Annotated in this window: 27 protein-coding genes; 14 read left to right on the plus strand and 13 right to left on the minus strand. The window is 62.9% G+C overall.

Annotated features, from left to right (window positions below; all coding sequences use genetic code 11):
* Positions 1 to 41: 41 nt before the first annotated feature.
* Both ATN00_RS23495 and ATN00_RS23500 read left to right on the plus strand, forming a co-directional pair.
* Positions 42 to 446, plus strand: a complete 405-nt coding sequence (locus ATN00_RS23495; RefSeq protein ID WP_156415318.1) for an ABC transporter permease — start codon at positions 42 to 44, stop codon at positions 444 to 446.
* 57 nt (positions 447 to 503) lie between these two features.
* The gene (locus ATN00_RS23500) at positions 504 to 1,553 is read left to right on the plus strand and encodes an ABC transporter permease (protein WP_231746485.1); all 1,050 of its coding nucleotides are present in this window, start codon (positions 504 to 506) and stop codon (positions 1,551 to 1,553) included.
* A 41-nt stretch (positions 1,554 to 1,594) separates the two neighbouring features.
* Here the strand turns inward: ATN00_RS23500 and ATN00_RS19580 are convergent, their stop codons facing one another.
* On the minus strand, positions 1,595 to 2,401 hold the full coding sequence (locus ATN00_RS19580) for a phosphotransferase family protein (RefSeq protein WP_062068022.1): 807 nt from the start codon (positions 2,399 to 2,401) through the stop codon (positions 1,595 to 1,597).
* Between the two features lie 146 nt (positions 2,402 to 2,547).
* Between ATN00_RS19580 and ATN00_RS19585 the strand changes: the two genes are divergently transcribed.
* On the plus strand, positions 2,548 to 3,363 hold the full coding sequence (locus ATN00_RS19585; protein ID WP_156415320.1) for a class I mannose-6-phosphate isomerase: 816 nt from the start codon (positions 2,548 to 2,550) through the stop codon (positions 3,361 to 3,363).
* A 17-nt stretch (positions 3,364 to 3,380) separates the two neighbouring features.
* Here the strand turns inward: ATN00_RS19585 and ATN00_RS19590 are convergent, their stop codons facing one another.
* The 9 genes from ATN00_RS19590 to thiS all read right to left on the minus strand — a co-directional run bounded on the left by ATN00_RS19590 (position 3,381) and on the right by thiS (position 13,069).
* Positions 3,381 to 4,487 (minus strand): mannose-1-phosphate guanylyltransferase/mannose-6-phosphate isomerase, encoded by a 1,107-nt coding sequence (locus tag ATN00_RS19590; protein WP_062068026.1) that lies wholly within the window; start codon positions 4,485 to 4,487, stop codon positions 3,381 to 3,383.
* Between the two features lie 12 nt (positions 4,488 to 4,499).
* Positions 4,500 to 5,774 (minus strand): capsule biosynthesis protein, encoded by a 1,275-nt coding sequence (locus ATN00_RS19595; RefSeq protein WP_062068028.1) that lies wholly within the window; start codon positions 5,772 to 5,774, stop codon positions 4,500 to 4,502.
* On the minus strand, positions 5,758 to 7,404 hold the full coding sequence (locus ATN00_RS19600; RefSeq protein ID WP_062068029.1) for a capsular polysaccharide export protein, LipB/KpsS family: 1,647 nt from the start codon (positions 7,402 to 7,404) through the stop codon (positions 5,758 to 5,760). The genes ATN00_RS19595 and ATN00_RS19600 overlap by 17 nt, the downstream gene beginning before the upstream one ends.
* A gap of 97 nt (positions 7,405 to 7,501) precedes the next feature.
* The gene (locus ATN00_RS19605) at positions 7,502 to 8,797 is read right to left on the minus strand and encodes a glycosyltransferase family 4 protein (protein WP_062068031.1); all 1,296 of its coding nucleotides are present in this window, start codon (positions 8,795 to 8,797) and stop codon (positions 7,502 to 7,504) included.
* 54 nt (positions 8,798 to 8,851) lie between these two features.
* Positions 8,852 to 9,292 (minus strand): HIT family protein, encoded by a 441-nt coding sequence (locus ATN00_RS19610; protein ID WP_062068032.1) that lies wholly within the window; start codon positions 9,290 to 9,292, stop codon positions 8,852 to 8,854.
* Positions 9,293 to 9,303: 11 nt separating this feature from the next.
* Positions 9,304 to 9,954 carry a CoA transferase subunit B gene (locus tag ATN00_RS19615; protein ID WP_062069031.1) on the minus strand — a complete coding sequence of 217 codons (651 nt, stop codon included), beginning with the start codon at positions 9,952 to 9,954 and terminating at the stop codon, positions 9,304 to 9,306.
* Positions 9,954 to 10,664: a CoA transferase subunit A gene (locus ATN00_RS19620; RefSeq protein WP_062068033.1), complete on the minus strand. Its 711-nt coding sequence runs from the start codon at positions 10,662 to 10,664 to the stop codon at positions 9,954 to 9,956. The genes ATN00_RS19615 and ATN00_RS19620 overlap by 1 nt, the downstream gene beginning before the upstream one ends.
* Positions 10,665 to 10,743: 79 nt before the next feature.
* Positions 10,744 to 11,841: an IS630 family transposase gene (locus tag ATN00_RS19625; RefSeq protein ID WP_062068034.1), complete on the minus strand. Its 1,098-nt coding sequence runs from the start codon at positions 11,839 to 11,841 to the stop codon at positions 10,744 to 10,746.
* 226 nt (positions 11,842 to 12,067) lie between these two features.
* On the minus strand, positions 12,068 to 13,069 hold the full coding sequence (gene thiS / locus ATN00_RS19630) for a sulfur carrier protein ThiS (protein ID WP_082635269.1): 1,002 nt from the start codon (positions 13,067 to 13,069) through the stop codon (positions 12,068 to 12,070).
* A gap of 152 nt (positions 13,070 to 13,221) precedes the next feature.
* Here thiS and aroQ point away from each other — a divergent pair, with 152 nt between their 5' ends.
* The 10 genes from aroQ (at position 13,222) to ATN00_RS19680 (ending at position 22,281) form a co-directional block, all read left to right on the plus strand.
* Complete coding sequence (aroQ, locus tag ATN00_RS19635; RefSeq protein ID WP_062068035.1) at positions 13,222 to 13,662, plus strand: type II 3-dehydroquinate dehydratase; 441 nt, start codon at positions 13,222 to 13,224, stop codon at positions 13,660 to 13,662.
* Between the two features lie 72 nt (positions 13,663 to 13,734).
* A complete protein-coding gene (gene accB / locus ATN00_RS19640; protein WP_062068036.1) occupies positions 13,735 to 14,214 on the plus strand; it encodes an acetyl-CoA carboxylase biotin carboxyl carrier protein in 480 nt (159 codons plus the stop codon).
* A 14-nt stretch (positions 14,215 to 14,228) separates the two neighbouring features.
* Positions 14,229 to 15,581 carry an acetyl-CoA carboxylase biotin carboxylase subunit gene (accC, locus tag ATN00_RS19645; protein WP_062068038.1) on the plus strand — a complete coding sequence of 451 codons (1,353 nt, stop codon included), beginning with the start codon at positions 14,229 to 14,231 and terminating at the stop codon, positions 15,579 to 15,581.
* On the plus strand, positions 15,578 to 15,922 hold the full coding sequence (gene arsC, locus ATN00_RS19650) for an arsenate reductase (glutaredoxin) (RefSeq protein WP_062068040.1): 345 nt from the start codon (positions 15,578 to 15,580) through the stop codon (positions 15,920 to 15,922). The genes accC and arsC overlap by 4 nt, the downstream gene beginning before the upstream one ends.
* 149 nt (positions 15,923 to 16,071) lie before the next feature.
* Positions 16,072 to 17,271, plus strand: coding sequence for an aminotransferase (locus ATN00_RS19655; protein ID WP_062068041.1), 1,200 nt, complete (start codon positions 16,072 to 16,074; stop codon positions 17,269 to 17,271).
* Between the two features lie 134 nt (positions 17,272 to 17,405).
* On the plus strand, positions 17,406 to 18,860 hold the full coding sequence (locus ATN00_RS19660) for a DNA recombination protein RmuC (protein WP_062068042.1): 1,455 nt from the start codon (positions 17,406 to 17,408) through the stop codon (positions 18,858 to 18,860).
* Between the two features lie 623 nt (positions 18,861 to 19,483).
* On the plus strand, positions 19,484 to 20,113 hold the full coding sequence (locus ATN00_RS19665; RefSeq protein WP_062069035.1) for a nicotinate-nucleotide adenylyltransferase: 630 nt from the start codon (positions 19,484 to 19,486) through the stop codon (positions 20,111 to 20,113).
* Between the two features lie 12 nt (positions 20,114 to 20,125).
* Complete coding sequence (gene rsfS / locus ATN00_RS19670; RefSeq protein WP_062068044.1) at positions 20,126 to 20,515, plus strand: ribosome silencing factor; 390 nt, start codon at positions 20,126 to 20,128, stop codon at positions 20,513 to 20,515.
* A gap of 38 nt (positions 20,516 to 20,553) precedes the next feature.
* The gene (locus tag ATN00_RS19675) at positions 20,554 to 20,976 is read left to right on the plus strand and encodes a 23S rRNA (pseudouridine(1915)-N(3))-methyltransferase RlmH (protein ID WP_062068046.1); all 423 of its coding nucleotides are present in this window, start codon (positions 20,554 to 20,556) and stop codon (positions 20,974 to 20,976) included.
* An 84-nt stretch (positions 20,977 to 21,060) separates the two neighbouring features.
* Positions 21,061 to 22,281: a murein hydrolase activator EnvC family protein gene (locus ATN00_RS19680; protein ID WP_062068048.1), complete on the plus strand. Its 1,221-nt coding sequence runs from the start codon at positions 21,061 to 21,063 to the stop codon at positions 22,279 to 22,281.
* Positions 22,282 to 22,300: 19 nt separating this feature from the next.
* Here ATN00_RS19680 and ATN00_RS19685 read toward each other — a convergent pair whose 3' ends face one another.
* Entirely contained in the window at positions 22,301 to 23,344 is a 1,044-nt protein-coding gene (locus ATN00_RS19685; protein ID WP_062068050.1) for a S66 peptidase family protein, read from the minus strand.
* A complete protein-coding gene (locus ATN00_RS19690) occupies positions 23,344 to 23,787 on the minus strand; it encodes a cupin domain-containing protein (RefSeq protein ID WP_062068052.1) in 444 nt (147 codons plus the stop codon). Before ATN00_RS19690 ends, ATN00_RS19685 begins: the two co-directional genes overlap by 1 nt.
* A gap of 53 nt (positions 23,788 to 23,840) precedes the next feature.
* Here ATN00_RS19690 and dapE point away from each other — a divergent pair, with 53 nt between their 5' ends.
* Positions 23,841 to 24,983, plus strand: a complete 1,143-nt coding sequence (gene dapE / locus ATN00_RS19695) for a succinyl-diaminopimelate desuccinylase (protein ID WP_062068054.1) — start codon at positions 23,841 to 23,843, stop codon at positions 24,981 to 24,983.
* 10 nt (positions 24,984 to 24,993) lie between these two features.
* On the opposite strand, the gene ATN00_RS19700 is transcribed toward dapE, so the two are convergent.
* Entirely contained in the window at positions 24,994 to 26,673 is a 1,680-nt protein-coding gene (locus ATN00_RS19700) for a putative bifunctional diguanylate cyclase/phosphodiesterase (protein ID WP_062068056.1), read from the minus strand.
* Positions 26,674 to 26,695 lie beyond the last annotated feature (22 nt).

Genomic DNA, 26,695 nt, shown 5'->3' on the forward strand with positions numbered 1-26,695 from the left:
TACGCCCCTATCCGCCACTAGTTTCTCGAACCGTCCAGCTGATGACCAAGCCCGTACCGCCGGGACTGGGTGGCACTTTCTTTGAACAATGGATGGTCCAACGCCGTGTCATCGGCGCACTTCTGATGCGGGAAATGCTGACTCGTTACGGGCGGCGCAACATCGGCTTCCTATGGCTCTTCGTCGAACCGATGATGGTCACGCTGACCGTCGCGGCGGTCTGGACGGCGCGGGGCTTTCACCAGATTTCGGATATCCCGATCGTCTCCTTCGTGATTACGGGCTATTCGGGCATTCAGCTGTGGCGTAATATGTCGCGGCGGTGCATCAACGCCATTGAGCCCAATCAGTCGCTACTTCGACATCGCCCCGTGAAGATGCTCGATATCTATCTAGCGCGCATGCTGCTTGAAGTGGCGGGTACCACCACATCCTTCGCGCTGTAATGCGTGGTCTTTCTGCTTTTCTAGAACCAGATCTCGCCACCGGAAAACATATTGCAGGTGGTGTTCGCCTGGCTCCTGCTTGCTTGGTTCTCCATGGGCATGTCCATCACCCACGGCGCGTTGTCTGAACTGACCCCGCTGGCGAACAAATTCTGGCCATCCATGATCTATATTCTCTATCCCTTGTCCGGCGCAATGTTTCTGGTAGACACGTTGCCGCACGGGATGCGGCAGGTCGTCCTCTATATCCCCATCGTCCATGCCAATGAAATGTTGCGAGACGGCTTTTTCGGATCGCACTTTCACGCACCCCGTCGCAAAAGTAAAAACTTGGCCGTTTCCCTTCTTCGTCCGGGAGACGATATCTATTTCTCTCTGCCGAATGATTTCGACATTCTGACCGTCCCGGGCATCGTCAGCCATCAGGAGGATTTCTTCGCCCAGCAGTCGCCGATGACGGTTTATCTCAACATGCGCTATCATCTGGTCCTGCATCTGACGTTTGACCATCTGAAGCTCGACAAGAACGGCATCAACCGAATGATGCGCTCCTATTTCAACCGGTTCGACGACGCCTATCACTATGAATCGGCTGAGGCGCTCATCATGGGGATGGAAGATATTCTTGCCGGAGAACCGTTCTGGGAAGATAATCTCGACCTTGCCGGGCGGCGCGCCGAACTGGCGGCCTTGACCGTCAATGAGAAGCTGTTCACGGCGCTGGCCTTTTCCCGTGAGGAAACGGCGTCCCATTCCCCCAAGCGCCACAAAGGCCGCTTGCACGCTCTGCTGCGTAAGCTCACCCTGAACGGTCATCTGTTGCCGGACCGATATTTCTACAGAAAGCCCGTTCTTTTCCCGCTCGACGTGCGCGCGCATCCGAAGGACAGTTTCCGCCGCCGCTCGACGATCACCTTCGATCAGAGTTCACAGACCGGATATATCTGCCGGATCGACCGGGACCGCTATTTTTCCAATCGCAAGCGCTTCGACGCGGTGATGAAGCGGTTGATGGAAAATTACGAGGATTTCCAAGCGGCCTATCGGGAGAATCGTAAGAAGCTGACAACCAAGGAGGCTTGGCGGGATCGGTTCACCCGACCCTGAGCCCCCCTATCCTCGCCGTTTCAGGCAAGGGAGACGCATATTCAGCGCAGCAGGCCCGCTTTGCCTGCCGCGTCCTTCATGTAATGCTCGAAAGCCCGCTGCCGGATCGGCTTGCGCGATCGTAGCCAAGCCAGGGCAACCAGGGGCCGCCACGCATCGAGCCGTTCCCGATCCATACCGCTTGCCCGCAAATAGCTTGCCCGCCAGCGTCGTGCGGCCCAATCGCGGGACAGAACTGTCAATGGGTCTTCCGGCCCATCACCGAAACGCATCAGCATTTCCGTTCGCACGGCATCGGCCGCCGGATCGCCCAGTGCTGCTTTGGACCAATCGATCACTTTCAGATCATCGCCGTCGACCATGACATTTTCGATATGAAAATCGCCGTGCAGCAACTGGCCTCCCTCCGGCATATCTTCCAACCGTTCAAGCGCGGCGACCTTGAGAGCACTGCCCCCCGGCCCGTAGATAATGTCCGTCCGCAACACATCCTTCAAATATCGCAGCCCGGACGTAGCCGGTGTTTCATGCATCCGAGCCTGCAATCGAGCCATGGAGTCCATGATTCTGCCAGAAAGCCATGGCCGCTTCCGCATGGCTGCCAGCAAAGTGCGCCCTTTCACGCACGGATAAACCAGCCCCCGCGCATCTTCCATCGTCACCGCGCGCAATGACGCAACCGCCGGCATGCCCAGTTCCACCGCCCGCCGGGATGCCCAGGCTTCACGTTCGATCATCTCGCCCGACACCGCCGGACGAAACAGCTTCACGACTTCGCGCTCGTCTATGGCGTAGACGCTCGAACTCGCGCCCCGCGTAACAAAGTGCAGTGAAATACCCTCTCCCATGAACGGAACTCCGATATCGGCGGTCCTGCCTTAGACCAAGGCCGCCTTATCCGCCAGGCATCCCATTGCGCGCGACGGCCTTATCACTTAACCGCTTGCTCATCCTTGCGCGCTATATCAACGCCATCATGCACCCGGCAGAATTGATGCATCAGCTTCTCCCTCATCCGATCGCCAAGCCATGGGGCAAGGACAGTCTGCCAGACTGGCTGGGATATCCGCGGGGCAAGCGGATCGGAGAGGTGATTTTCGACAGCGGTCACGCGGAACGGCAAGCACTGCTGGTGAAATATATCCTGACCAGCGAACGCCTGTCGATTCAGGTCCATCCCGACGATGCAACCGCGCAGCGCGACGGCCATGTCCATGGCAAGGACGAAGCCTGGTATATCCTCGACTGCAAGCCCGGCGCCATGATCGGCCTGGGCTTTCGCGATGCCGTGACACAGGATGATGTCCGTGCCGCTATAGCCGATGAAACACTGGAAGAACTGATTGCCTGGCGTCCTGTTTCGCCAGGCGAATTCTACATGGTCCCCGCTGGCACCGTCCACGCCATTGGCGCCGATATCGTGCTGGTCGAGATTCAGCGCAACGCCGACATCACCTACCGCCTCTATGATTATGGCCGTGACCGGCCGCTCCATATCGAACAGGCGCTCGCCTGCGCCCGGCTGGAACGCTACGACCTGCCTGTCCCGCATATCGCGGCCGGTGAAAAGCGGGAACTGCTGGCAGCAGATCGGAACCCCTTCGGGCTTCACCATATCGCCTTCCAGGCGGGCGACCATATCGGGCTGAATAGCTCGGGCCCCGCCTGGTTCGTGCCGCTTGAAGGCACGGGCCGCGATCAGTCAGGCTCGCAATGGAGACAGGGGCAGTGCTGGATACTCGAAGGAGGCGATGAATTGCATGCCCAGAGCACAGGGAACGCCCTGATCGCCGTTCCAAGTCTTCGTTGAACGGCACAGCCTTTTTTTCAGTTCCCGTCCGTCCGCTTGAGCATCGCTTCGGCCAGAGCGCGAATATCGGCGGAGCGGTCGCGCGGCATGACCAGCACGCCTTTCGCCGTCGACACGATCACGCAATCGCGCATCCCCATTGTGCCTACCGGCGGACCGCCATCAACGATGACCAGATTGCCACGACCGTCCATGTCGATCGCCACGCCTTCGCAAATGCTGTCTTGCCCGTTGCGGTCCTTGAGCATCCAGAGCGCTTCCCAGGAGCCGACATCGGACCATCCCATATCGACCGGCACGACCACGGCGGTGTCTGTCTTTTCCATGATCGCATAATCGATGGAGATGCTGGGACATGCGCCAAAGGCCACGGCATCGGGACGAATATAATCGCCATCGTCCCGCGCGGCCCGCATCGCCGACCGGCAGGCATCGGCCACTTTCGGGGCCAGCCGTTCCAGTTCTCCCACATAAGCGCGGGCGGAAAACAGGAAAATGCCGCCATTCCAGCAATGCCGTCCCGTCTCAATCAGGGCACGCGCCGTTTCCAGCGGCGGCTTTTCGACAAAGGCCGCGACCCGATGCACGCCCGGCACATCCGCCAGCGCGTCGCCCACCTCGATATAGCCATAACCCGTTTCCGCGTGAGTCGGACGAATGCCGAATGTCACCAGCCGCCCGGCACGCGCCGCCGGACACGCAGCTGCTATGGCGCCGTGAAAGCTCTCTATATCGGCGATCGCATGATCGGACGGCATGATCAGCATCAACGCCTCGCCATCCCGTTCGGCCAGCCAATAGGCAGCCAGCGCGATCGCGCCTGCCGTGTTGCGTCCTTCCGGTTCAAGAAAGATCGCCGCCGGTTCGCTTCCGGCCTCCCGGATCTGCTGCGCCACCAGCGCCACATGACGCTCGCCCGATACCACCAACGGCGACGCGAACCCGGCACGACCAGTCGTGCGGGCGACGGTTTCCTGCATCATCGTGCTGGTGCCGAGCAGCGTCAGGAACTGCTTGGGCGTTTCCGGCCGGGACAAAGGCCACAGGCGCGTCCCCGCCCCTCCCGACAGGATGACGGGATAGATGGGGGCTTGCGCGCCCTTCGCTGCGTCGCTCTCGCTCATCGATCTTTCGCTTCAGACACCGCCGCCGATGCGGCGCTCTTGCACATGAGGCAGATAAACCAGAGGGGATATGGCAGCCTGCTGATCCCCCACAAGCCGATCGACCGCATTGTCGACAAGCATCCGCAATCCTTCGTCGCTGAGCAGGCCGCCACGAATGAGGCAACGGTCGATCAACACGCGGCGAAAAGCGGAATAAAGCGCCATATCCGGTGCCTGTGGCCGCCGCCAGAACTCGTCGAGCGTACCTTCATGCACGATGCCAGGCACCTTGTAGACGGCATGACCCAGCACCACCACGGGCTTGCCCGTGTTCAGCGCCAGCGTGCCGACCGTACTGTTGACGGTCACAACGCCCAGAGACCGCTGAACGACCTTGGCGATGTCCCAATCGGCCAGATAGATCACGCGGTCGGCCACGCCATATTGCTTCGCCAGCTTGCGGGTCAGCCTTTCCCAACCGACAAGGCCCGGGTCCAACGGGTGCCGCTTGACCACCAGCGCCACATCTTCCGGCGCATAGCGGGCAAAGCTCTTGAGCACGAAGCGCAGTGCGGCGCGCATGTCGCCAAAAGGTGAATGGATGCGGATCTGATAGTCGGAATTGAGCTGAAGCGGCAGCGTGAAGTAGGAACGGCCGCGCAATTCCTCCCACTTGTCGGCCGCCTTGCGTCGATCCGTCTGCCGCCATAGCAACTTGTTGAACCAGCCCACCGATTCCAACGCGAAGCTGTGCGGCCGGTGTGTGCGGTAGAAAGGAAAGAAGGGACGCATCAATGCGCCCGACAGCCCATTACGCATCGTATGCTGCGCGCGGCGCCGAAAGGTGGAGGGAATGGGGTTGCCCCGCCCACCTTCAGGAGGAAGATCCCGCGCCCGGTCCCGATACCATTGCGGATCGAGCGGTAGGGTGGAATTGCCGTTCACCCCGTCCTTCTGAAGCGTGAGAAAGTCGGGCCGGATATAGCCTTCCTCCACCACATGCACCCTTATGCCGCGCAGCCGGGCCATCTTGTGCGCGGAGGCGTGATAGGGCCGACAATCGCCAAAGAGGATCAGGTCGGTAACGCCATGATTGATCACGAAATCATCGAAGAAGAGCGGCCAAGCGCGAAACGTTCCGCGATAATCGGTCGCCCCCGGCCCCGGCCAGTCGATCTTGTCCCCGCCATTGATGTTGATGCGTAGCGCCTCATGCCCTCGTTCACACAATGCATCGGCCAGCATGGAAAAATAGGGGCCGTGGGGGCCCTGAAGGAACAGAAAGGTCTTAAGCTGGGCGGCCATGAAGAAACTCTGCGGATAAAGTCATCAGTCTACGTAGCTTCCCCTGCAACACCCGCAGCCTGATGAGCCAGCTCACAGACGGCGTCGACCCGTCCGCCAGCCGGTTCACCATGATTTCGGGACCGCAAGGCAACCGTGTTACCGGATCAACATAACGTGGATAGAGAATGAGAGCGCCCGCGACAAGCTGATCTATGCCGAGCCGACGTCCACGCCGTCCATTTGGCGCGGCCAGATCGCGCGTCAGCCCCCATCCGGCGTAAAAGGGCATGCCGTGCACAGTCACGGGCCTGCCCCGCATCAACGCTTCAAAGCCCGTCAGGGACGACAGCACATGCACCTCGTCAACAGATTGGACCAATTGCAGGAGCGGCGAGCCGCTGTCGATGCTGTCAGCATGTTCCAATGCCGTGGCGTCGCTCAGATGTCCGGCCCTGTGTCCGGCCTGGACATCGGGATGCGGACGATAGACGATCCATGCATCCGGCTCCGCCTGGCGGACACGTTTCAGGAAATCGAGATTGCCCGCGACGCCCGCTCCGCCCAGATGCACCGACAGATCGTCATCCACTTGCCCTACGGCAAGGACCGTCCTCTTCCCCTTGGGCAGGGCTACATTCCGCCCTTCATCTGCCCCATATTTTGTGATCCCCGCAGCACAAATCCGCGTCCGAAGTCGCTCTGCCCGCGCCACCAGCTCCTCGGGGAAATCATGGGTCGCGAGGATCGTTTCCAGATCGCTGCCGACATGGGCATCATAATAAATGCCCGTTTGATCCACCACGACCGAGCCGGGGGGATGCAGGGCCGCGCCAAGGCCGCGCGAACGGAGAAATCCATCCTCGATCCGGATCAGCGACGTGCCCTGCTCGGCTGCCGCATCGCCCGTTGAAGCGGGCACGCGAGAGGGCCAGACGGCCAACGCCCCTTTTTCCCCACGCGCGCGCCGCAGCCCCTCTTCCGCCGTCAGGAAAGGGGGAGATTGCAAACCGTCCCACAGGAAAACGCGCATGACATCGCGCTTCCACCATGCCATGCCGCTTGCGGCGCAAATGCGTCTGTTGGCACGGAGAATTTCCCGCCATTCGGCCAGTTGCCGCACGACCTGCTCCACATCCGCCTCTTCGCCCGTGAAGCAATTGCGATAGCTCGCCGCCGATATCCGATCGCGCGCAGCCAGTTTCAGGTGCTGCCGGTCAATGGGCCGGGCATCGGCATCAAATACCGGCACGCCCAGCAGACCCGCCACAATGGCAATATCATCCTCTGCATGGGCGTGGACAGCTTCGGCCTGCTCAACCAGTACCCAAGGGTCGCACGGCGTCGGCAGCTTGCAGGCGTAGGAAGCCAGTTCCGCCGGTGGCGCGCCTCCTATGACCGCGAGTTGCCCGGTGTCCAGTCCATCCAGCCATTCGGGCGGGATCGGGACACCCGCCTGCGCGACCAGCTTCACGCCCTCAACCGCATGCCCCCAAAAGTCGCCGCCCACTCGCGAGGCTGCGATGCTGTCGAGCACAGCGTCGGAAACAGCTTTGCCCGATCTGCCCACAGGCAAAGGCGCGCTGACCGCCGCCGTGGCAGGCGCAGTGGACGGGAAAGGCGGAGATCGCAGGAAAGACGGCACTGTCACAGCATTCCCCGGTTATTCACCTGTCCTTTGAATGACATTGCCGATTTTTTGCCGAACGCCGGTCTGTTGACATCCTTGGACGTGTGGACCGTCAAGGTCAAGAAACCGACACCGTCACATCTTCCAGAATATTTTCCACTATGTCGAAATAATCACGCCATGTCGGCGGGGACCAAGCCGCGATCCTATCCATTTGCGCGGCCCGCTCGGGCGATCCTTCCACACTATAGGCCCGGATGACCCGTATCCAGCCCATGCCATCCAGTGGATCGAGATAGTCGGGCGCATCTCCGCCGACTTCCCGATGCGCGACGATATCGCTGCAAACGACCGGCACGCCTGCCGCCAAGGCTTCCACTACAGGCATGCCGAATCCCTCGACAAAGGACGGCATCAACATGGCCCGCGCGTTCCGGGTCAGCGCCTGCATCTCGCTGTCCGAAACCTGTCCGGCTTCGATGACATGGCCACGCAGGATTTCACCACGTTCCAGCATGTCGACGACATTTTCATTTTCCCAGCCGCGCCGCCCCACCAACACCAGCATGGGCGCGGCATCGCCCATCTGTTCCACCAGCCTGCGCCAGATGTTCAGCAGAAGCAGATGATTCTTCCGCGGCTCGATGGTTGAAATATAGATGAAATAAGGACGATCGGGCACCTTATGACGGGTGGCGTCGGCCGGTTCCGCCGGGTCGGCTCCAAAATGAGCAACACGGATCACACGATTGCGCGGCCCCTCCGCCAGATGAGGCGCGAGCGCATCGATGGTGGCCTGGCTATTGCCTATGATGCCGCTCGCGAAGGAATCGATAGTGCGAAGGCGCCGGCGATGCTCCTCCGCGCCCTGTGGCCGGGCAAATTCGGGATGGCTCAGTGGAATGACATCATGCACCAGGGTCACGAATTTCGCACCCTCCGCGCGCAGGATGGCGTCCACCTGCCCATGATCGTCGAGATGATGCGGCGAGACCTGAAGATAGACGCGCGGCCCGGTCGCACGCGGCACCGGACGGGGACGCAGCGCAATGAGTTGCCGGACGATGGCCGCGCGCCCCTCCTTCTGATCCATGGCGCGCGCATTGCGCCAGCGTGCGGCGGTAAAGGTCAGAAACTGGCGTACCGCTCCGCCATTCAACCGCCCATAATAGCCGCCTGCCGGATGCACCGCCGCAAAGGCCAGCCGATCCGGCATCCGCTCCAGCAATTCGCGCGCATAGACATATTCCACGCGATCGATGCCCGTGGGCGTCGGGTGGAAACAGCGCGACAAAAGGCGGGAGATGTCGAGAATGATTTCCGCTTCGCCCCGCTGCCCGTCTATGCGCTGACCGGCAGGCTTGCTACGCAGGGCGACACGCGCGCCCGGGGCAATGAAGGGCTTGAGCGCCATTTCAGCGATATTCCTCTGCCATGCGCGGGACAGCGCCGATCCTCCGATTGCATATCAAAACCGGGCGCGAATCTCTTCGGCCAGGGTCTGCAATTCGGCGGGATCGGCGAAATTGCCCTGTGCATGCGCGCTGAAACCCATCGGCCCGCCTTCCCAGCGCGGCACGATATGCACATGCATATGAAACACGGTCTGCCCAGCTGGCGCGCCATTGAATTGCGCGACGTGGATGCCGTCCGGGTTTAGCGCTTCCCGGATCGCGCTTGCGACCTTCCTGGTCGTTGCCATGACCTGACAGAGCGCTTCGTCCTCCATTTCAAGAAGGTTGCGCGCCCTGGACCATTTGGAAATGACCAGCGAATGCCCCCTGGATTGAGGCTGGATGTCGAGGAAGGCGAGCGTATGTGCATCCTCGTAGAGCCGGGTCGACGGCAGCTTGCCCTGAAGGATCAGGGAAAAGGGGTTTCCTTCATCATAGACGCCGTCGAGGCTCATTGCGCGGTCCTTCAGCTCAGATAATGAGCGGAAGTTTTAGCGGCGACTTCTTCCGCCGTCACGCCCGGCGCAAGTTCGACGAGCTTGAACGGGCTGTCATGGTCCGGCCGCTGAAACACGCACAGGTCGGTGACGATCATGTCCACCACATTCTTGCCGGTGAGCGGCAGGGTGCAGGCCGGAATGAACTTGGGACTACCGTCCTTGGACGTATGTTCCATGACGACGATGATCTTCTTGACGCCTGCGACAAGATCCATCGCGCCGCCCATGCCCTTGATCATCTTGCCGGGGATCATCCAGTTGGCGATGTCGCCATTTTCCGCCACTTCCATCGCACCCAGGACGGTCAGGTCGATATGTCCGCCCCGGATCATGGCGAAGCTGTCGGCGCTGGAGAAATAGGCGCTGTTAGGCAGTTCGCTGATCGTCTGCTTGCCTGCGTTGATGAGGTCGGCGTCTTCATCCCCCTCGAACGGGAAAGGTCCGATGCCCAGCAGGCCATTTTCGGACTGGAGCGTCACTTCCACGCCCGCCGGAATATGGTTCGCCACCAATGTCGGGATGCCGATGCCAAGGTTCACATAGAAACCGTCCTTGAGTTCCCTGGCCGCGCGGGCCGCCATTTCATCGCGGGTCCAGCCTTTGGTTTCCTCAGCCATCATGCGGTCTCCCTCTGGCGAACGGTGCGAAATTCGATTTTCTTGTCATAGGGCGCGCCGACGATCATGCGCTTCACATAGATGCCGGGCAGATGAATGCAATCGGGGTCAAGGCTGCCCACCGGCACCACTTCCTCGACCTCCGCGATGCAGATCCTGGCGGCGGTGGCCATCGGCTGGTTGAAGTTGCGCGCGGTCTTGCGGAAGATCAGGTTGCCGCTTTCATCGGCCTTCCACCCCTTGATGACGGCGACGTCGGCAAAGATGCCGCGTTCGAGGATATAATCCTGTCCGTCGAAATTCTTGACTTCCTTACCCTCGGCCACGGCCGTGCCGACCCCGGTCTTGGTGTAGAAGCCGGGAATGCCCGCTCCGCCCGCGCGGCAGCGTTCGGCCAGCGTACCCTGCGGGCAGAATTCAACTTCCAGTTCGCCCGCCAGATATTGCCGCTCGAACTCCTTGTTCTCGCCGACATAGGAGGAGATCATCTTCTTCACCTGCCGCGTCCGCAGCAGCTTGCCCAGTCCCTCGCCGTCGATGCCGGCATTGTTGGAGGCAATGGTCAGATCCTTGACCCCGCTGTCCCGAATCGCGTCGATCAGCCGTTCTGGAATACCGCAAAGGCCAAATCCGCCCGCGCACAGATGCATCCCGTCGAAAAGAAGGCCCTCCAACGCTGATACAGCATCAGGGTAGAGCTTGTTCACCATCGCACGTCCTCTTCTGTTCAAGGCTCACGCCATAGGGACAGGAAGGGATTCGGTCAATTTGCTGCAATCGCGAGAGACGCTAGTCACGTGAATCCGAAGTTCGGTGCATTGTTTTCTGACAGAAGCGTTTGACGGAGGCGAGGATTTCGTCGGCTGATTTGACCCATTGGTAGGGCCTTGGGTTTTCGTTGTGAGCCGCAATGAAGGCGGCGATATCGGCCTCAAGCTCTGCGGTGGATCGATGCACGCCGCGTTGCAGTTGCTTGCGCGTCAGTTCCGCAAACCAGCGTTCGACCTGATTGATCCAGGACGCCGATGTCGGTGTGAAGTGGACATGCCAATGCGGCCGGCGCGCCAGCCAGGCCTTGATCTTCGGCGTTTTGTGGGTGGCATAGTTGTCCATCACGAGATGCACGTCGGGACCCTTGGGCATCGCGGCGTCGATCCGCTTGAGGAAGTCGAGGAACTCGCTTGCCCGATGGCGTTTGTAGCACTTGCCGATCACCGCTCCTGTGGCGATATCGAGCGCCGCGAACAGTGAAGTCGTGCCATTGCGGACATAGGTATGGGTGCGCCGTTCGGGCACGCCCGGCGCCATGGGCACGACCGGTTGCTCGCGATCCAGCGCCTGGATCTGGCTCTTTTCGTCCACGCACAGCACGACCGCCCGGTTCGGCGGCGACATGTAAAGGCCGACAATGTCCTGAACCTTGTCGACGAACAGCGGATCGGTTGACAGCTTGAACGTCTCCGACCGGTGCGGTTGCAGGCCAAACGCGCCCCAGATCCGACGGATGGTGGTGTGCGACAGTCCGCTCTCGGCCGCCATGGAGCGGATCGACCAATGCGTGGCGTCCTTCGGGGTGGTGTTCAGCGTGCGCTCGATCACTTGAGCCACTTGGGCGTCAGATACTGTTCGTGGCCGACCCGCGCGATATTCGTCGCTCAGCCCTTCAATGCCATCCTGCGCGAACCGCCGCCGCCATTTGCCAACCGTATGCTCATGCACACCAAGGCGTTCGGCGACTTCCTTGCTCTGCAATCCCTCCGCACAGAGCAAAACCATCCGGCACCGATCCGACAGCGAACGCGGCGCCTTGTGCCGCCGAACCTGAGCTTCGAGAAAGGTCCGTTCCTCCCCGCTCAGGACAACCAAATCCGCCTGTCTGCCCGCCATCGCGCCCATCCTTGCCCGTCCGGCAAAGACATATACAATGATGCCTACTTCAGTTCCAGATGACTAGGACGGATCGACATTCAGGGGATGGTGGAGCGAGCCGAAGGCCAGCGAAGCTATAATGGTGAATATCCATGACCCGGCGCGCAACGACCTACATGGTCGTGAGCACCGGATGCATAGAAAGACGCCGCGTGCGGCCCTCCTGAACTGATGTCGATCCGTCCTAGATCAGACCGGCCAGCGGGCTGGACGGATCGGCATAAAGGCGTTTGCCCATGCGCCCCGCGCGATAGGCCATGCGGCCCGCTTCCACGCCCGCCTTCATCGCGGCGGCCATCAATATCGGGTCCTTCGCCTCAGCGATAGCGGTGTTCATGAGCACGCCGGTGCACCCCAGTTCCATCGCCTCGGCGGCCTCGGACGCTGTGCCCACGCCCGCATCCACCAAAACCGGCAGCGCCGTGCCTTCGACGATCAGGCGAATGGTGACGCGATTCTGGATGCCAAGACCCGAACCGATCGGCGCGCCCAGCGGCATGATCGCCACAGCGCCCGCATCCTCCAGCCGCCTGGCCGCGATCGGATCGTCGACGCAGTAGACCATCGGCTTGAAGCCTTCCTTGGCGAGGATTTCGGTGGCTCGCAACGTCTCCACCATATCCGGGTAAAGCGTCCGCGCCTCGCCCAGCACCTCCAGCTTGACGAGATCCCATCCGCCCGCCTCGCGCGCCAGCCGCAGGGTGCGGATCGCTTCCTCGCCTGTATAGCAGCCCGCCGTGTTGGGCAGGTAAGTAATCTTCCTGGGGTCGATATAGTCGGTCAGCATCGGCGCCTTGGGATCGGACACGTTCACGCGCCGCACGGCCACGGTGACAATCTCCGCCCCCGAAGCCTCGACCGCCGCCGCGTTCTGCTCGAAATCCTTATATTTGCCGGTGCCGACGATCAGCCGCGAGCGAAAGCTCTTGCCCGCGACGCTCCAGCGATCCTCATCAATCGCGCTCACGTCGCCGCCGCCCACGAAATGCACGATCTCCAGCTCATCGCCATCCTCGACCAGCACCTGCCCCAGCGTGGAGCGGGGCACGACCTCCAGGTTGCGCTCCACCGCCACCTTTTCCGGCACGAAACCCAGCTCGCTCGCCAGTTCGGCCAGCGTCAGCCCGTCCCGCACGCGCCGGTGCTCGCCATTGATGTGGATGGAGATGGTGCCGTCGATGCTCACTTTTCGAAACTCCTGCCGCCGTCCACATCCCGTCTCGACTTGAGCGGACGCAAACGGCTATGAAGGCCCGCCAAAGGCCCGCGCCGTGGGGCGCATATAGGGACAGGGGCGTCGCCCCCGCAACAGGCTTGAAACGAGAATGGGGGACGGCCATGACCGAAACACGCAAGATTTTCGTGCTGAACGGCCCGAACCTCAACATGCTGGGGACGCGGGAGCCGGAGATTTACGGCTTTGACACGCTGGACGACATTGCCGAACGCATGGAGGACGCCGCCAGCCGCGCTCATGTGGAGATCGATTTCCGTCAATCCAACCATGAAGGCCATCTGGTTGACTGGTTGCAGGAAGCGCATGGCGAAGGCGCGCACGCCGTCATCCTCAATCCCGGTGGCCTTACCCACACGTCCATCGCCCTGCATGACGCGATCAAGGGCATCACCGTGCCGGTGATCGAGGTGCACCTCTCCAATCCCCATGCGCGCGAGCCTTTCCGGCATAAAAGCTATGTCGGCATGGCAGCCAAGGGAACCATCGCGGGCTTTGGCGCGATGTCCTACATGCTCGCGCTGGAAGCCGCACTGGAGCTTTGAACATTGCGCTGCGGCGCAAATGGTCATAGGCGCGGGCATCACAGAATAAATTTCACCGTCCAGGGACATGAGATGAACGACAAGCAGGAAAAGGGCGCAATGCAGGTGGACGTGCAACTGGTGCGGGATCTGGCTGCGTTGCTCGATGACACCAACCTGACGGAAATCGAGGTGGAGGACGGCGATCGCAAGATCCGCGTCGCGCGCAAGGCAGGCGCTGTAGCCCCGGCCTATGTCGCGGCGCCCGCGCCCGTCGCCACTCCGGCCGCTGCCGCCCCGGCGGTTGCTGCCGCTCCGGCCGAAGCCGCGCTGCCTTCAGGCACGACCGTGCGTTCGCCCATCGTCGGCACTGCCTATCTCGCGGCCGAGCCGGGCGCACCTGCCTATGCCGCCATTGGATCGACCGTAAAGCAGGGCGATACCGTCCTCATCGTCGAAGCGATGAAGGTCATGAACGCGATTCCCGCCCCGACATCGGGCAAGGTCAAGGCCGTTCTGGTCGATAACGGCCAGCCGGTCGAATATGACCAGCCGCTGATCGTCATTGAATAAGGCCGCCGCACGCCATGGCCATTGAAAAGCTGTTGATCGCCAACCGGGGCGAAATCGCGCTGCGTATCCATCGCGCCTGTCATGAAATGGGAATCAAGACGGTGGCGGTTCATTCCACCGCCGACGCCGACGCCATGCATGTGCGCCTGGCCGACGAAGCCATCTGCATCGGCCCCCCTGCCGCGAAAGACAGCTATCTGAACATCGCCGCTATCATTTCGGCGGCGGAGATTTCAGGCGCCGACGCAATCCATCCCGGCTATGGCTTCCTGTCGGAAAATGCCCAGTTCGCGGAGATTGTGGAAACCCACGGCATCGCCTTTGTCGGCCCCAAGCCCGAACATATCCGCATCATGGGCGACAAGGTGGAGGCGAAAAAGACGGCGGGCGCGCTGGGCCTGCCGCTCGTTCCCGGCTCCGACGGCGCGCTTTCCGACGTCGAGGAAGCCAAGGAGGTCGCCGCGAAGATCGGCTATCCCGTCCTTATCAAGGCGGCATCGGGCGGCGGCGGGCGCGGCATGAAGGTCGTGCCGTCCGAAGACCAACTCGAAACGCTGATGAAACAGGCCGGCAGCGAAGCCAAGGCCGCCTTCGGCGACGACACCGTCTATATGGAAAAATATCTGGGCAACCCCCGGCATATCGAGTTCCAGATATTCGGCGACGGCAATGGCAATGCCATCCATCTGGGCGAGCGCGACTGCTCGCTCCAGCGCCGCCACCAGAAGGTGCTGGAGGAAGCCCCCTCCCCCGTCCTCTCCACCGCCGAGCGCGACCGCATGGGCGAAGTCGTCCGCAAGGCGATGGCCGACATGGGCTATCGCGGCGCGGGAACGATCGAGTTTCTGTGGGAAGACGGCGAATTCTACTTCATCGAGATGAATACCCGCCTGCAGGTGGAGCATCCCGTGACGGAGATGATCACCGGCGTCGATCTCGTCCGCGAACAAATCCGCGTTGCGGAAGGCAAGCCGCTCTCCGTCGCGCAGGAGGACATCGAATTCCACGGCCATGCCATCGAATGCCGCATCAACGCGGAAGACCCCCGCACCTTCGCGCCTTCGCCGGGCACCGTCACCAGCTATCATGTGCCGGGCGGCATGCATGTCCGCGTCGATAGCGGCCTTTATCAGGGCTATAAGGTGCCGCCTTATTATGACAGCATGATCGGCAAGCTGATCGTCTATGGCCGCACGCGGGAGGGCTGCATCATGCGCCTCAAGCGCGCGCTGGAAGAATATGTGATCGAAGGGATGAAGACCACCATCCCGCTGCATCAGGCGCTGCTGCGCGATCCCGATTTCCTGAACGGCGACTATACGATCAAGTGGCTGGAGGATTGGCTGGCGCGGGAAGACGCGGCATGAAGGCCACCATCTGGCACAATCCCCGCTGCTCCAAATCGCGGCAGGCTCTGGCGATCCTGGAGGCGAAGTCCGGCTTGGAGATCGAGGTCGTCGAATACCTCAAGGCGCCCCCGACCCGTTCGGAAATCGAAGCGGTGCTGAAAAAAGCAGGCATTGCGCCTTCTCAAGCCATTCGCAAGGGCGAAGCCGTGGCGCAGGAAATCGGCCTCGATACGAACGACAACATGGCTGTGCTGGACGCCATGGCCGCTTACCCGATCCTGATCGAACGCCCCATCATCATCACCGAAAAAGGCGTCGTCATCGCCCGTCCGCCGGAAAAAGCGCACGACATTCTCTGAATAGCGCGCTTGGACTGTGACGGGGCAGCCTGGTGCGTGCAACCCCGTCATGCCAGTAAATGTGTTGGCGCAGTTGGATGTCGGACCAGCCTCGGAAAGTTTAACCGCCTTCACTTGACCCGGCTTGGCAAAGCCCGGCATGAAACCGCATGACTGATCCTGCCGCCGCGCTCGGCCATCCCCTGTTCCGGGATATGCCGACCACCATTTTTGAGAAGATGTCGATCCGTGCCCGCGAAACCGGCGCGATCAATCTGGGTCAGGGCTTTCCCGACGGGCCGGGGCCGCATGAGGTGCTGGAAGCGGCCGCCCACGCGCTGCTCAATCGCTCCAACCAATATCCGCCCATGATGGGCCTTCCCGAACTGCGCGCAGCCATCGCGGCGCATTATGGCGTGCATCAGGGGCTGGATCTGCGCCCGGAAGAGGTGATCGTCACCTCCGGCGCCACGGAAGCGCTGGCGGCCAGCTTGATGGCGCTGGTGACGCCGGGCGACGAAGTGCTGGTGCTAGCGCCGCTATACGATTCCTACGTCCCCCTGATTGAGCGAGCGGGGGGCGTGGCGAAGGTCATCACGCTCACCCCGCCGGAATGGCGCATCACACAGGAGGCGCTCGCGGCTGCGGCGAGCGATCGCACGCGCCTCATCCTGCTCAACAACCCAACCAACCCCACCGCCGTGGTGATGCGCGAGGCGGAACTGGCGCTGCTGGCGCGCTTCTGCGTGGAGCGCGACCTGATCGCAATCTGCGACGAGGTGTGGGAGCATGTGATCTTCGACGGCGCCAGATACCAGTCGCTGATGGCGTTTCCGGGGATGCGGGAGCGCACGGTCAAGATCGGATCGGCGGGCAAGATCTTCTCGCTCACCGGCTGGAAAGTGGGCTGGATGTGCGCCGCGCCCGCATTGGCGGCCCTGCTGGCCCGGGCGCATCAGTTCCTCACCTTCACCACCGCGCCCAATCTGCAATGGGCGGTGGCCGAAGGGCTGGGCAAGCCCGCGCAATGGTTCGCGCAGATGCGGGACGATTATCAGGCATCACGCGACCGGCTGGCCGAAGGGCTGGAGGCGGCGGGCTATGCCGTGCAACCGAGCGCGGCGACATGGTTCCTGTCCATCGACCTGCCTGCTTCAGGCATCGCCATGGACGATGTGACCTTCTGCGAGCGGATCATCGATGAGGCAGGCGTCGCGGCTATCCCAGTTTCCGCCTTCTTTCCCGACGGCGCGGTGACGAGCCTGGTACGACTGTGCTTTTCCAAGGCCGACGGCGTGATCGACGCGGCGGTGGACCGGCTGGCGCGCTTTCGTCAAAGCCTGCTTGCGGAGAGCGGGACGGCCCGCTAAGTTCCCCTTTCGTTCCCAGCTTCATGCGGTTCCAGCCGAACCGAATAACGCCGGGCAGCCCTTTGTTTTCCGTGATTTCCGAATCGGCAGATAATGCCATCGGCCGCGAAATCACTCTGGCGAAAGCGTGATCCATGGACAGCATGCCAATTCTGATTACCGTCATTGCATTGCTCGCAGGACTGGGTGTCGGCTGGCTGTTGCGCGGCAAGGCGGCTGCGGGGTTGGGCGCGGAGCGGACGGACCTCGCGGCGAAGCTGGAGGTGGCGAGCGAGCAGCGCAACCGGGCTATTGCCGAACTGGCCGCGATGCAGGAACGGGTGGCGGCTGCCGAACGGCTCGACGCAGAGCGGGTGGCGCAGGCGGCGGCTCTGGAACAGCGGCTGGATGCGACGCGCGAAGCGCGGGAGGCAGCGGCGCGGGAACTGGCGGCGCTGCAATCCGACGCGCATGCGCGGGCAGAGGCGTTCGAAGCGCAGATCGCGGCGCTCAAAGAGGCCAAGGAACAGCTTTCCGCGCAATTCAGCGAAATTGGCGGCAAGCTGCTGCATCAGGCGCAAAGCCAGTTCCTCGAACGCGCCGACCAGCGGCTGACCCAGGCGCATGAAAAGAGCGAGGCGCAATTGAAGACCCTGCTCTCGCCGGTCGAAACAACCCTCAAACGCTATGAGGAAGGGCTGGCGCGGGTCGAAAAGGAGCGCGTGGGTAGCTATGCCGAACTGCGCGAGGCCGTGCAACAGGTGCAACTTGGACAGGGGCAGGTGCGCGAAGAAACGGCCAAGCTCGTGAATGCCTTGCGCGCTGCGCCCAAGACGCGGGGTCGCTGGGGCGAGCAGCAGTTCAAGAACCTGATCGAAACGGCGGGCCTTTCCCCCTTCGTCGACTTTCGCGAGGAAGTGTCGGTCACGGTCGAGGAAGGGCGGCTGCGGCCCGATTTCATCATCCGCCTCCCCGGTGACCAGCAGCTTGTCGTGGACGTGAAATGTTCGCTGGAAGCCTATCTCAACGCAGTGGAGCAGGTCGATCCGGCGGCGCGCGAGCGCTATATGACCGACCATGCGCGCGCGGTGCGGACTCATGCCGACGCGCTGGGGCGCAAGGCCTATTGGGAGCAGTTCGACAAGGCGCCCGACTTCGTCATCATGTATGTGCCGGGCGACAATTTCGTCACCGCCGCGCTGGAGGCGGACATGGACCTGTGGGAGCGCGCCGCCAAGAACCGAGTCATCATCTGCGGCCCCGCGACCTTCCTGCCGCTGGCTCGCACGCTGGCTGGCCATTGGCGACAGGCGCGGATGCAGGACCAGGCGCGGCAGGTCGGTCAACTCGGCAAGGAACTTTACGAGCGGCTGGCGGTGGCGGCGACGCACCTCAAGCGGCTCGGTTCTGGCCTCAACGGCGCCGTCTCCAACTATAATAGCTTCATCGGCAGTTTCGAGAGCCGCGTCCTTTCCACCGGCCGGAAGTTCCGCGACCTCGACATCGAAACTGGGGGCAAGGAGATAGAGGCGATGGAACCGCTCGACGTGACAGCGCGCGATTCACAGGCCGAAGAAAGTATTCGAATGTTTCCGTCAAAAAACCCTTAAATGCACATAAAAATATAGAATGGCTTTAAATAAAACCAGGGTGGCCTGAGCAAATCCACCCCTACACCCGCAAGATAAATTACACCTAAAAGTCTAAATTAAGCAGCCCGTACTAAAGACAAGCATGCTCGTTCATAACCGAATCTTGCTTCTTCAAAACTATCATAGGATTCAACTGAAATCTCGAGAAAAACTCTCGATTTATCCAGAAGACACCAATGCCATTTTTTATCAGCATTTAAATGAAAAACGGTTGGGAACTTCAGCATGACGGGTCTCCCTAAATGAGATAACCGTTCCGTTGTGCCGTTCATAGTAAATGCCTCTTGTGTGGTTTGAAATGTTCTGACTGTTGGAACTATTGTTCTTCAACAGCCGCCTGCGCTTCAGGGACCAAAAATTTGGCAAATCGTGACAGCTTTGACGGGCCAACTCTAAATTAAATGCTTCATCCGCTCATACATGCCCCCTTTCAGCTCACCATCGACTTGCAGGCTAGGAATTATATTCAGCGATTCGCATCACCATTGCAAGCCGGTTGTTCATTGTCTGTTCCAACCCTGAAAATTCGAGCCTAATGCACCTCATTGCCCCCGCGCCCCGCAACTGGCATGGCGCTGAGCATGGCACGCATCGGCCTTCTTGGCGGCTCCTTCAATCCGGCGCATGGGGGGCACCGCGCCATATCCCTGTTCGCGGCGCAGGCGCTGGGGCTGGATGAAATATGGTGGCTGGTGTCGCCAGGCAATCCGCTGAAACCGCGAGCGGGGATGGCGCCCCTGCCCGCCCGCCTCGCGCGGGCGCGAGCGATGGCGCGGCGGGCGCCGATTCGGGCCACCGCGGTCGAGCGCGAACTTCATACCCGCTATACCGTCGATACGCTGCGCGCGATCCGGCAGCGTTATCCGCGCCATCGCTTCATCTGGCTGATGGGCGGGGACAATCTGGCGCAGTTCGCCCAATGGAAGGACTGGCGCGGCATTGCGCGGCAAATGCCCATTGCCGTGATCGCGCGTCCGGGCTATGATGAAGCCGCTTATGGCTCTAAGGCCATGGCTTGGCTGCGGCGTTTCGTCCGGCCCGTGCGCCAGAGTGCAGACTGGACGGATTGGAGACCGCCGGCGCTTGTGCTGTTGCGCTTTCGCCCTGATCCAAGATCGGCGACCCTGCTTAGGCAGGCGGACCCTCTCTGGCATCGCGAATATGAACACACGCGTGTGCGCGACCCGCTCACGCGCCGGATGATTGTCTGAAAAGGAGCTTGTTTGTCCAGACCCCAGCCCGCCAACGACACGGTGCATGATGCCGATAGCGTTGCCGCCCTGCACGACCTTGTCCTCAAGTCGCTTGACGACGACCAGGCGCAGGAAACCATCTCCATCCCTCTTCAGGGCAAGAGCAGCATTGCCGACCATATGGTGATCGCGAGCGGGCGTTCGTCCCGTCAGGTCGCGTCGATGGCGCAGAAGCTCGCCGAGCGGATCAAGCAGGCCACGGGCCGCTCCGCGCGGATCGAGGGGCTGCCGGTCGCCGACTGGGTGCTGATCGACGCGGGCGACGTGATCGTCCACCTGTTCCGGCCGGAAGTACGCAGCTTCTACAATCTGGAACGGATGTGGGGCTTCGTCGACGCGCCGACCGCCGGGACGGCGTAAGGTTCGACAAGCGCGGCGCGAGCGTTTAGGGAGCGGCCATGCTGCTCCACATCATCGCGCGCGGAAAGATCGGGCGCTCGGCCGAAGGGGAACTGGTCGAGCGCTATATGAAACGGCTGACCATGCCGCATAAAATCACCGAAATGCCTGATCGGGGCGGCAAGCTGCCCTCCGCCCCGCCCGGCGCCGTCACGGTGATGCTGGACGAAAAGGGCAGGCAGCTTTCCTCCATGGATTTTGCGAGGCGCATCGAGGGATGGCGCGACGCGGGGACGCGGGAGTGCCGCTTCCTGATCGGCGCGGCTGACGGCTTCGACGATGCGGAGCGGGCGGGCGCCGACCTGCTGATCGCCTTTGGCGCGATGACATGGCCGCACATGATGGCGCGGGCGATGCTGGCCGAACAGCTCTGGCGGGCGTGCAGCATATTGGCGGGCCACCCCTATCATCGCGAGGGATGAGCGCGTGCGGCTCGACAGCGGGCAGGCTTTCCGCCTAACCTTGGCGTCATGACGGGCGGGGGCTCAACCAGATATGCAAAATGGATGGCCGCGGCGGCGCTGATGAGCGGCGCGGCGTTGGCGGCCACGCGCCTGCCGGCGGCGGACGACGGCGCGATCATCCTCCCCGGCACGGCCGGCACGACGCTGGAGCAGGAACAGGCCGCGCTCAAGGCGGCGCGGCGGCAGTCGGACGAGGCCCGCAGCCGCTCGCAGCGGATGGAACAACAAGCGACCATGGCCCGCGACGAGGCGGACCAGGCCCGTCGCCGCGCCGCCGCCATGGCCGCGCGGATACAGGAATCGGAGGCGGATATTCAGGCGGCGCAGGCGCGCATCGCCATCATCGCCCGGCTGCAACGAGCGCAGGCGGCACGGCTGGCGGTGCGGCAGGAGCCGGTGGTGAAATTGACCGCCGCCCTCCAGATGATAGCCCGGCGGCCGCTGGCGCTGACGCTGGTGCAGCCCGGATCGATCACTGACGCGGTCCATATGCGCGCTGTGCTGGACAATGTGCTGCCCGCGATCCGCGAACGAACGGCGGGGCTGCGCGCCGAACTGGACCGCAGCCGGGCGCTGCGTGCAACGGCGCAGCAGGCGGCGGACGCGCTGGCGCGGGGCCGGACGGAACTGAAACAGCGTCAGGCGACGCTGGAACAGCTGGAGGCGCAGAAAAGGCTGGCGGCGCGGGATTATCGTTCCAACGCCGGGCTGGAAAGCGAACGGGCGCTAGCGCTGGGCGAAAGGGCGCGCGACATTGTCGACCTGATGGACAAGCTGGAGGAAGCGGGCGACCTGCGCGATCGGCTGGCACGGCTGTCAGGGCCAATTATGCGCCCTGCCCGCCCCGATCAGACGCAGGCTCCAGCGCCACAGCAAGCCAGGGCGAATAGCAGCCCACCCCCTTACCGCCTCCCCGTGATCGGCCAGCTCGTGACCGGCATGGGTGAAGTCAGCGACAGCGGCGTCCGCTCGCGTGGCCTCACCATCGCCGCGCAGCCCGGGGCGCAGGCCGTGGCGCCCACGGCGGGTCGCGTCGCCTTTGCCGGGCCATATCGCGGCTATGGCCAGATCCTCATCATCGACCATGGGCAGGGATGGACCACGCTGATCACCGGCCTGCACCGCGTGACGGCCCCGGTGGGCGAAGCCGTGCGGCAGGGCGATCCGGTGGGTGTGGCGGGCGCAGGACGACCCATGATCACGATCGAACTGCGCCGCAACGGCCGACCGGTGGACATCGTGCCGCTGGCGGGATTGGGTTAGGCGCGCAGGACCGACCGGCTCAGGCCACGGCTGGTTCCAGCAGGCGGATGCTGCCCAAATTCGCGTCGATTTCCGCGCGCACGCCGACCGGCAGGCTGAACTGGCTGGCGACATGGCCGAATTGCGCGCCTTGAAAGGCAGGAATATCCAACGGCTCAAAATGCTGCTGCAACACTTCCGACAGGGTAAAGCCGCCATAGGAGGGGCCATCGGCGGCGCAGCCGGTGCACTGGCCGAAAACCACGCCCGCCAGCTTCCCCAGCACCCCGCCCAGCGCCAATTGGGTGAGCATCCGGTCGATGCGATAGGGCGCTTCGTTGGTGTCTTCGAGGAAAAGGATCGCACCGGTGAAATCGGGCAGCCAGGGCGTTCCCATCAGCGCCGCCAGCACGGTGAGGTTGCCACCCAGTAACCGCCCGCTGGCCTTGCCGGAGCGGAAGGTCCGGATGCGGCCGATGCGCTGGACCAGGCGATCCTCCCTGCCCACCGGATTGACCAGCGTGGGCGTCGCGCCATCAAAGGCGATGGCGCGGAAGGCGTCCCAGGAAAAGGCCGGCCAGCTGGCCGAGGCATTGGGGCCGTGGATGGTGGTAAAGCCAGCCCGCGCGGCGAAGGCGAGATGCAGCGCCGTGATGTCGCTGAACCCGATCAGCAGCTTGGGATGGGCGCGGATCATGCTGAAATCGAGGAAGGGCAGGATGCGCGCGCAGCCCCAGCCGCCGCGCACGGCGAAGATGGCGCGCACTTCCGGATCGGCATAGAATGCGTTCACATCCGCGGCCCGGTCCGCATCCCTGCCCGCCAGATAGCCATGGCGTTCGGCCAGATGGGGCGCAGCTTTGGGCTTGAGGCCCATGGCGGTGATCGCTTCCTTGACCAGGTCGAGATCGAAGGCGTCGTCGGTAAAGCCCGCCGGTTCGATCAGCCCCACCGTATCGCCGGGGCGCAGGCGCGGCGGTTTCACAAGGGATGCCGCAGGGGCATGGGAAGCGGCCGGCGCCCTGGCCGCGATGAGCGCGCCGCCCATGGCGGCCATCAAAGCGCGGCGGTCAAAAGCGATCATCAATAGCGGCTTCCGTCCTTGTGGTGATAGCAGCCTGCCGACCAATGCAGGTCGATGTCGGGATAGTGGGCGTCGCCTAGGGGAACGCGGCCAAAAGCCAGAAATTCACAGTCCGCCTCGCTCTCGTTCAGCAGCTGATGCCCATTGGGCTCGCCCTTGGGAAAGGCCGCCATGTCGCCAGCCCGCATCAGCGTCCGGCAACCTTCCTCCATCAACACCGCCTGTCCTGCCAGCATCACGATAAATTCATCCTCATCTTCATGCCAGTGTCGGTGGGAAGAAGCTGCCCCCGGCTTCAGTGTCACATGACTGACGCCAAAATCGGCGAGGCCCAGAGCAGGCCCCAAGCGGCGGACCCATCGGCCGCGGACCGCCGCTGCATGAGGCGCAGGGTAGCCCGTCGCATTGGTCTGCGCGATAGCAGTGAGATTGAACCGGGGCATGGCCTGTCCTCCTCTTGCTGGTCAAGCGGCAAGGCTTTCGCTAACGCAGCGGCATGAGCATGACCAGCACCAATGCCGACGCGGTGGCCTTGACCGAGCGTCTGATCGCCTGCCAATCCGTAACCCCCGCGACCGGCGATGTGTTCGCGGCACTGGAAGAGATGCTGCGGCCGCTGGGGTTCACCATCGACCGCTTCACCGTGGGCGAAGCGCCCGACGGACCGGTCGAAAACCTGCTGGCATGGCGGACCACCGGGCCGGGACCGCACTTCGCCTTTGCCGGCCATCTGGACGTGGTGCCGCCGGGCCCTGGCTGGACCAGCGACCCCTTCACGCCGCAGGTGCGGGGCGAGTTGCTCTATGGACGGGGCGCGGTGGACATGAAGGGCGCGATCGCGGCCTTCGTCGCGGCGCTGCACGGCCTGCCCGACGATCTGCCCGGTACGATCAGCCTCATCATCACGGGGGATGAGGAAGGCCCGGCGGTTTACGGCACGCTGGCGCTGATGGAGCGGATGGCCGCGCGGGAATTGCGGCCTGACATGTGCCTCGTGGGCGAGCCGACCTCCACCGCCCGGCTGGGCGACGTAGTGAAGATCGGGCGGCGCGGATCGGTCAATATGTGGATTCGCGTGGCGGGCACGCAGGGGCATGTCGCCTATCCCCATCTCGCCGACAATCCGATCCCGAAGCTGGTCCGCATCCTGTCCGCCATAGAGGCGGAGGTGCTGGACGAAGGGACCGACTGGTTCCAGCCCAGCAATATCGAGATCACCGATCTGGAAGTCGGCAATGCCGCGCATAATGTGATCCCCGGCGCGGCAACAGCTCGCATCTCCATCCGCTTCAACGACCGGCACAGCGGCGCGTCCCTGATCGATCGGATCAGGACACTCGCCGCGGCCGATGGCGGCACGGTGGAAGCGAAGATCAGCGGCGAGCCCTTCCTGACGCAGCCGGGGGCATTGTCGGAGCTGGTGACGGATGCCATCCGCGAAGTGACCGGGCTGGATGCGGAGCTTTCGACGACCGGGGGCACCTCCGATGCGCGCTTTCTTTCGCGTCTGTGCCCGGTGGTGGAATTCGGCCTCAATAACGCCACGATGCACAAGCTGGACGAGGCCGTCAGCGTGACGGATCTTCAGGATCTCGCGACCATCTATGGATTGATCGTCCGCCGGGCGCTGGCGGGGTAACGGAGCGCAGTCAACCTATGTCGCGCTGGTCCAGCGAAGGCTGCGGCGCGTAACGGCCGATATAGGCCAGCTCCCGCATTGGCGGGTCGAAATGATAGCCCTGGAACAGAGTGCAGCCGATAACGCGCAGCATGTCCATCTGCGCCTGATTTTCGACCCCCTCGACCACCACTTCAAGGCCAAGTCCCTGGAGCAGACCGACAATGGCGGTGCATATCGTCCGCGCCTCCGCCGATATGGCGATGTCGCGCACCAGGCTGCGGTCGATCTTGATCCGGTCTACCGGCAAGTCCTTGAGCCGCGACAGGTTGGAATAGCCGGTGCCGAAACCGTCGATCGCCACGCGCACGCCCTCGCGGCGCAGCGCGCCTAGCTGGTCGAGCAGGCGCGCTTCCATATCCATCGCCAACGATTCACTGATCTCCAGTTCCAGCATGACGGGCGGCGTGGCATGTGTCGCCATGGCATGCCGCAGGCGCAGGAAGAAATCGGCCTGCTCCAGTTCGCGGCTGGAGATGTTGATCGCGATGCGGTGCGCGATGCCCGCCCGCGCCCAGCGCGCTGCGGTTTCGCAGACCCGGTCCATCACCCAGTCGCCCAGCGCGACGATAACCCCGCTTTCCTCCGCGATCGGCACAAATAGTCCGGGCATGACGAGATCGCGCTCGGGATGGGCCCAGCGGACCAGTGCCTCGGCCGCGACCGCCCGGCCGCTCAGGCTTTCGATCTGCGGCTGAAATTCCAGCAGGAACTCCTCCCGCTCCAACGCGCGGAGCAGGTCGCGCTCCAGTTCGGCCCGGTCCGCCGCCTTCAGCGCCAGTTCGGCGGTGAACATCTCGGTCCGCCCGCGCCCTTCATCCTTTGCATGATACATGGCGATGTCGGCCGCGCGCAGCAGGCCCGGCAGGGTATCGGCATGATCGGGGCAGCAGGCGATGCCGATGGAAGCGCCCAGATCGACATGCTGGCTGCCAAGGTCGAACCGCTCGCCCAGCGCGAACTGAACCGAGCGCGCGACCTTGGCCGCCGCGTCGCGGCCGGGGAGGCTGGGGAAGAACAGGGTGAATTCATCGCCCGCCAGACGACCGATCACCGCATCGCCGACGCCCGCGCCGACCTGCGCCATCACCACTTCGCGCAGCCGCCCCGCGACGCGCGCCAGCAACTGGTCGCCCGCGGCATGGCCCAGCGTGTCATTCACATTCTTGAAGCCATCGAGATCAATGAAGAACAGCGCGGCGGTGCCCGCGTCCCGCCGCTCGATCAGCAGGCGCTCCACCTGCCGGCAAAAGCTGGTGCGATTGGCAAGGCCCGTCACCTGATCGAACAGCGCCAGCGCCTGCACATGGTCGAGATTGGTGCGGACCTGGCTGAACAGACTTTCCATCGCCACCGAAAGGTCGGGCAGTTCCTTGGTCGCTTCAGGCGGCACGGGCGATTGCAGATCGCCATGCGCGGCGGCGAGCAAGCGGTCGGTCGCGCGGTCGAGCGCGGCGGCTATGGTCGCGACGGTGCGACGCGCTGAAGCCCAGCTCAACGTGCCGCACAATATGGCGATGATGAGCGAACGACCGATGTCGGCGATCTGCCGATCCTGCCCCGGTCCCAGCAGCAACGAAAGAATGAAAACCACCGCGCCCGCGGCACAAGCAAAGGCGGTGGCGCGACTCGTCATTGTAACGCCCTGCATATGCCTCCTTATCTTGCTGTGC

The organism is Sphingobium baderi (genome assembly GCF_001456115.1).
In the GTDB taxonomy this organism is placed as follows: Bacteria; Pseudomonadota; Alphaproteobacteria; order Sphingomonadales; family Sphingomonadaceae; genus Sphingobium; species Sphingobium baderi_A.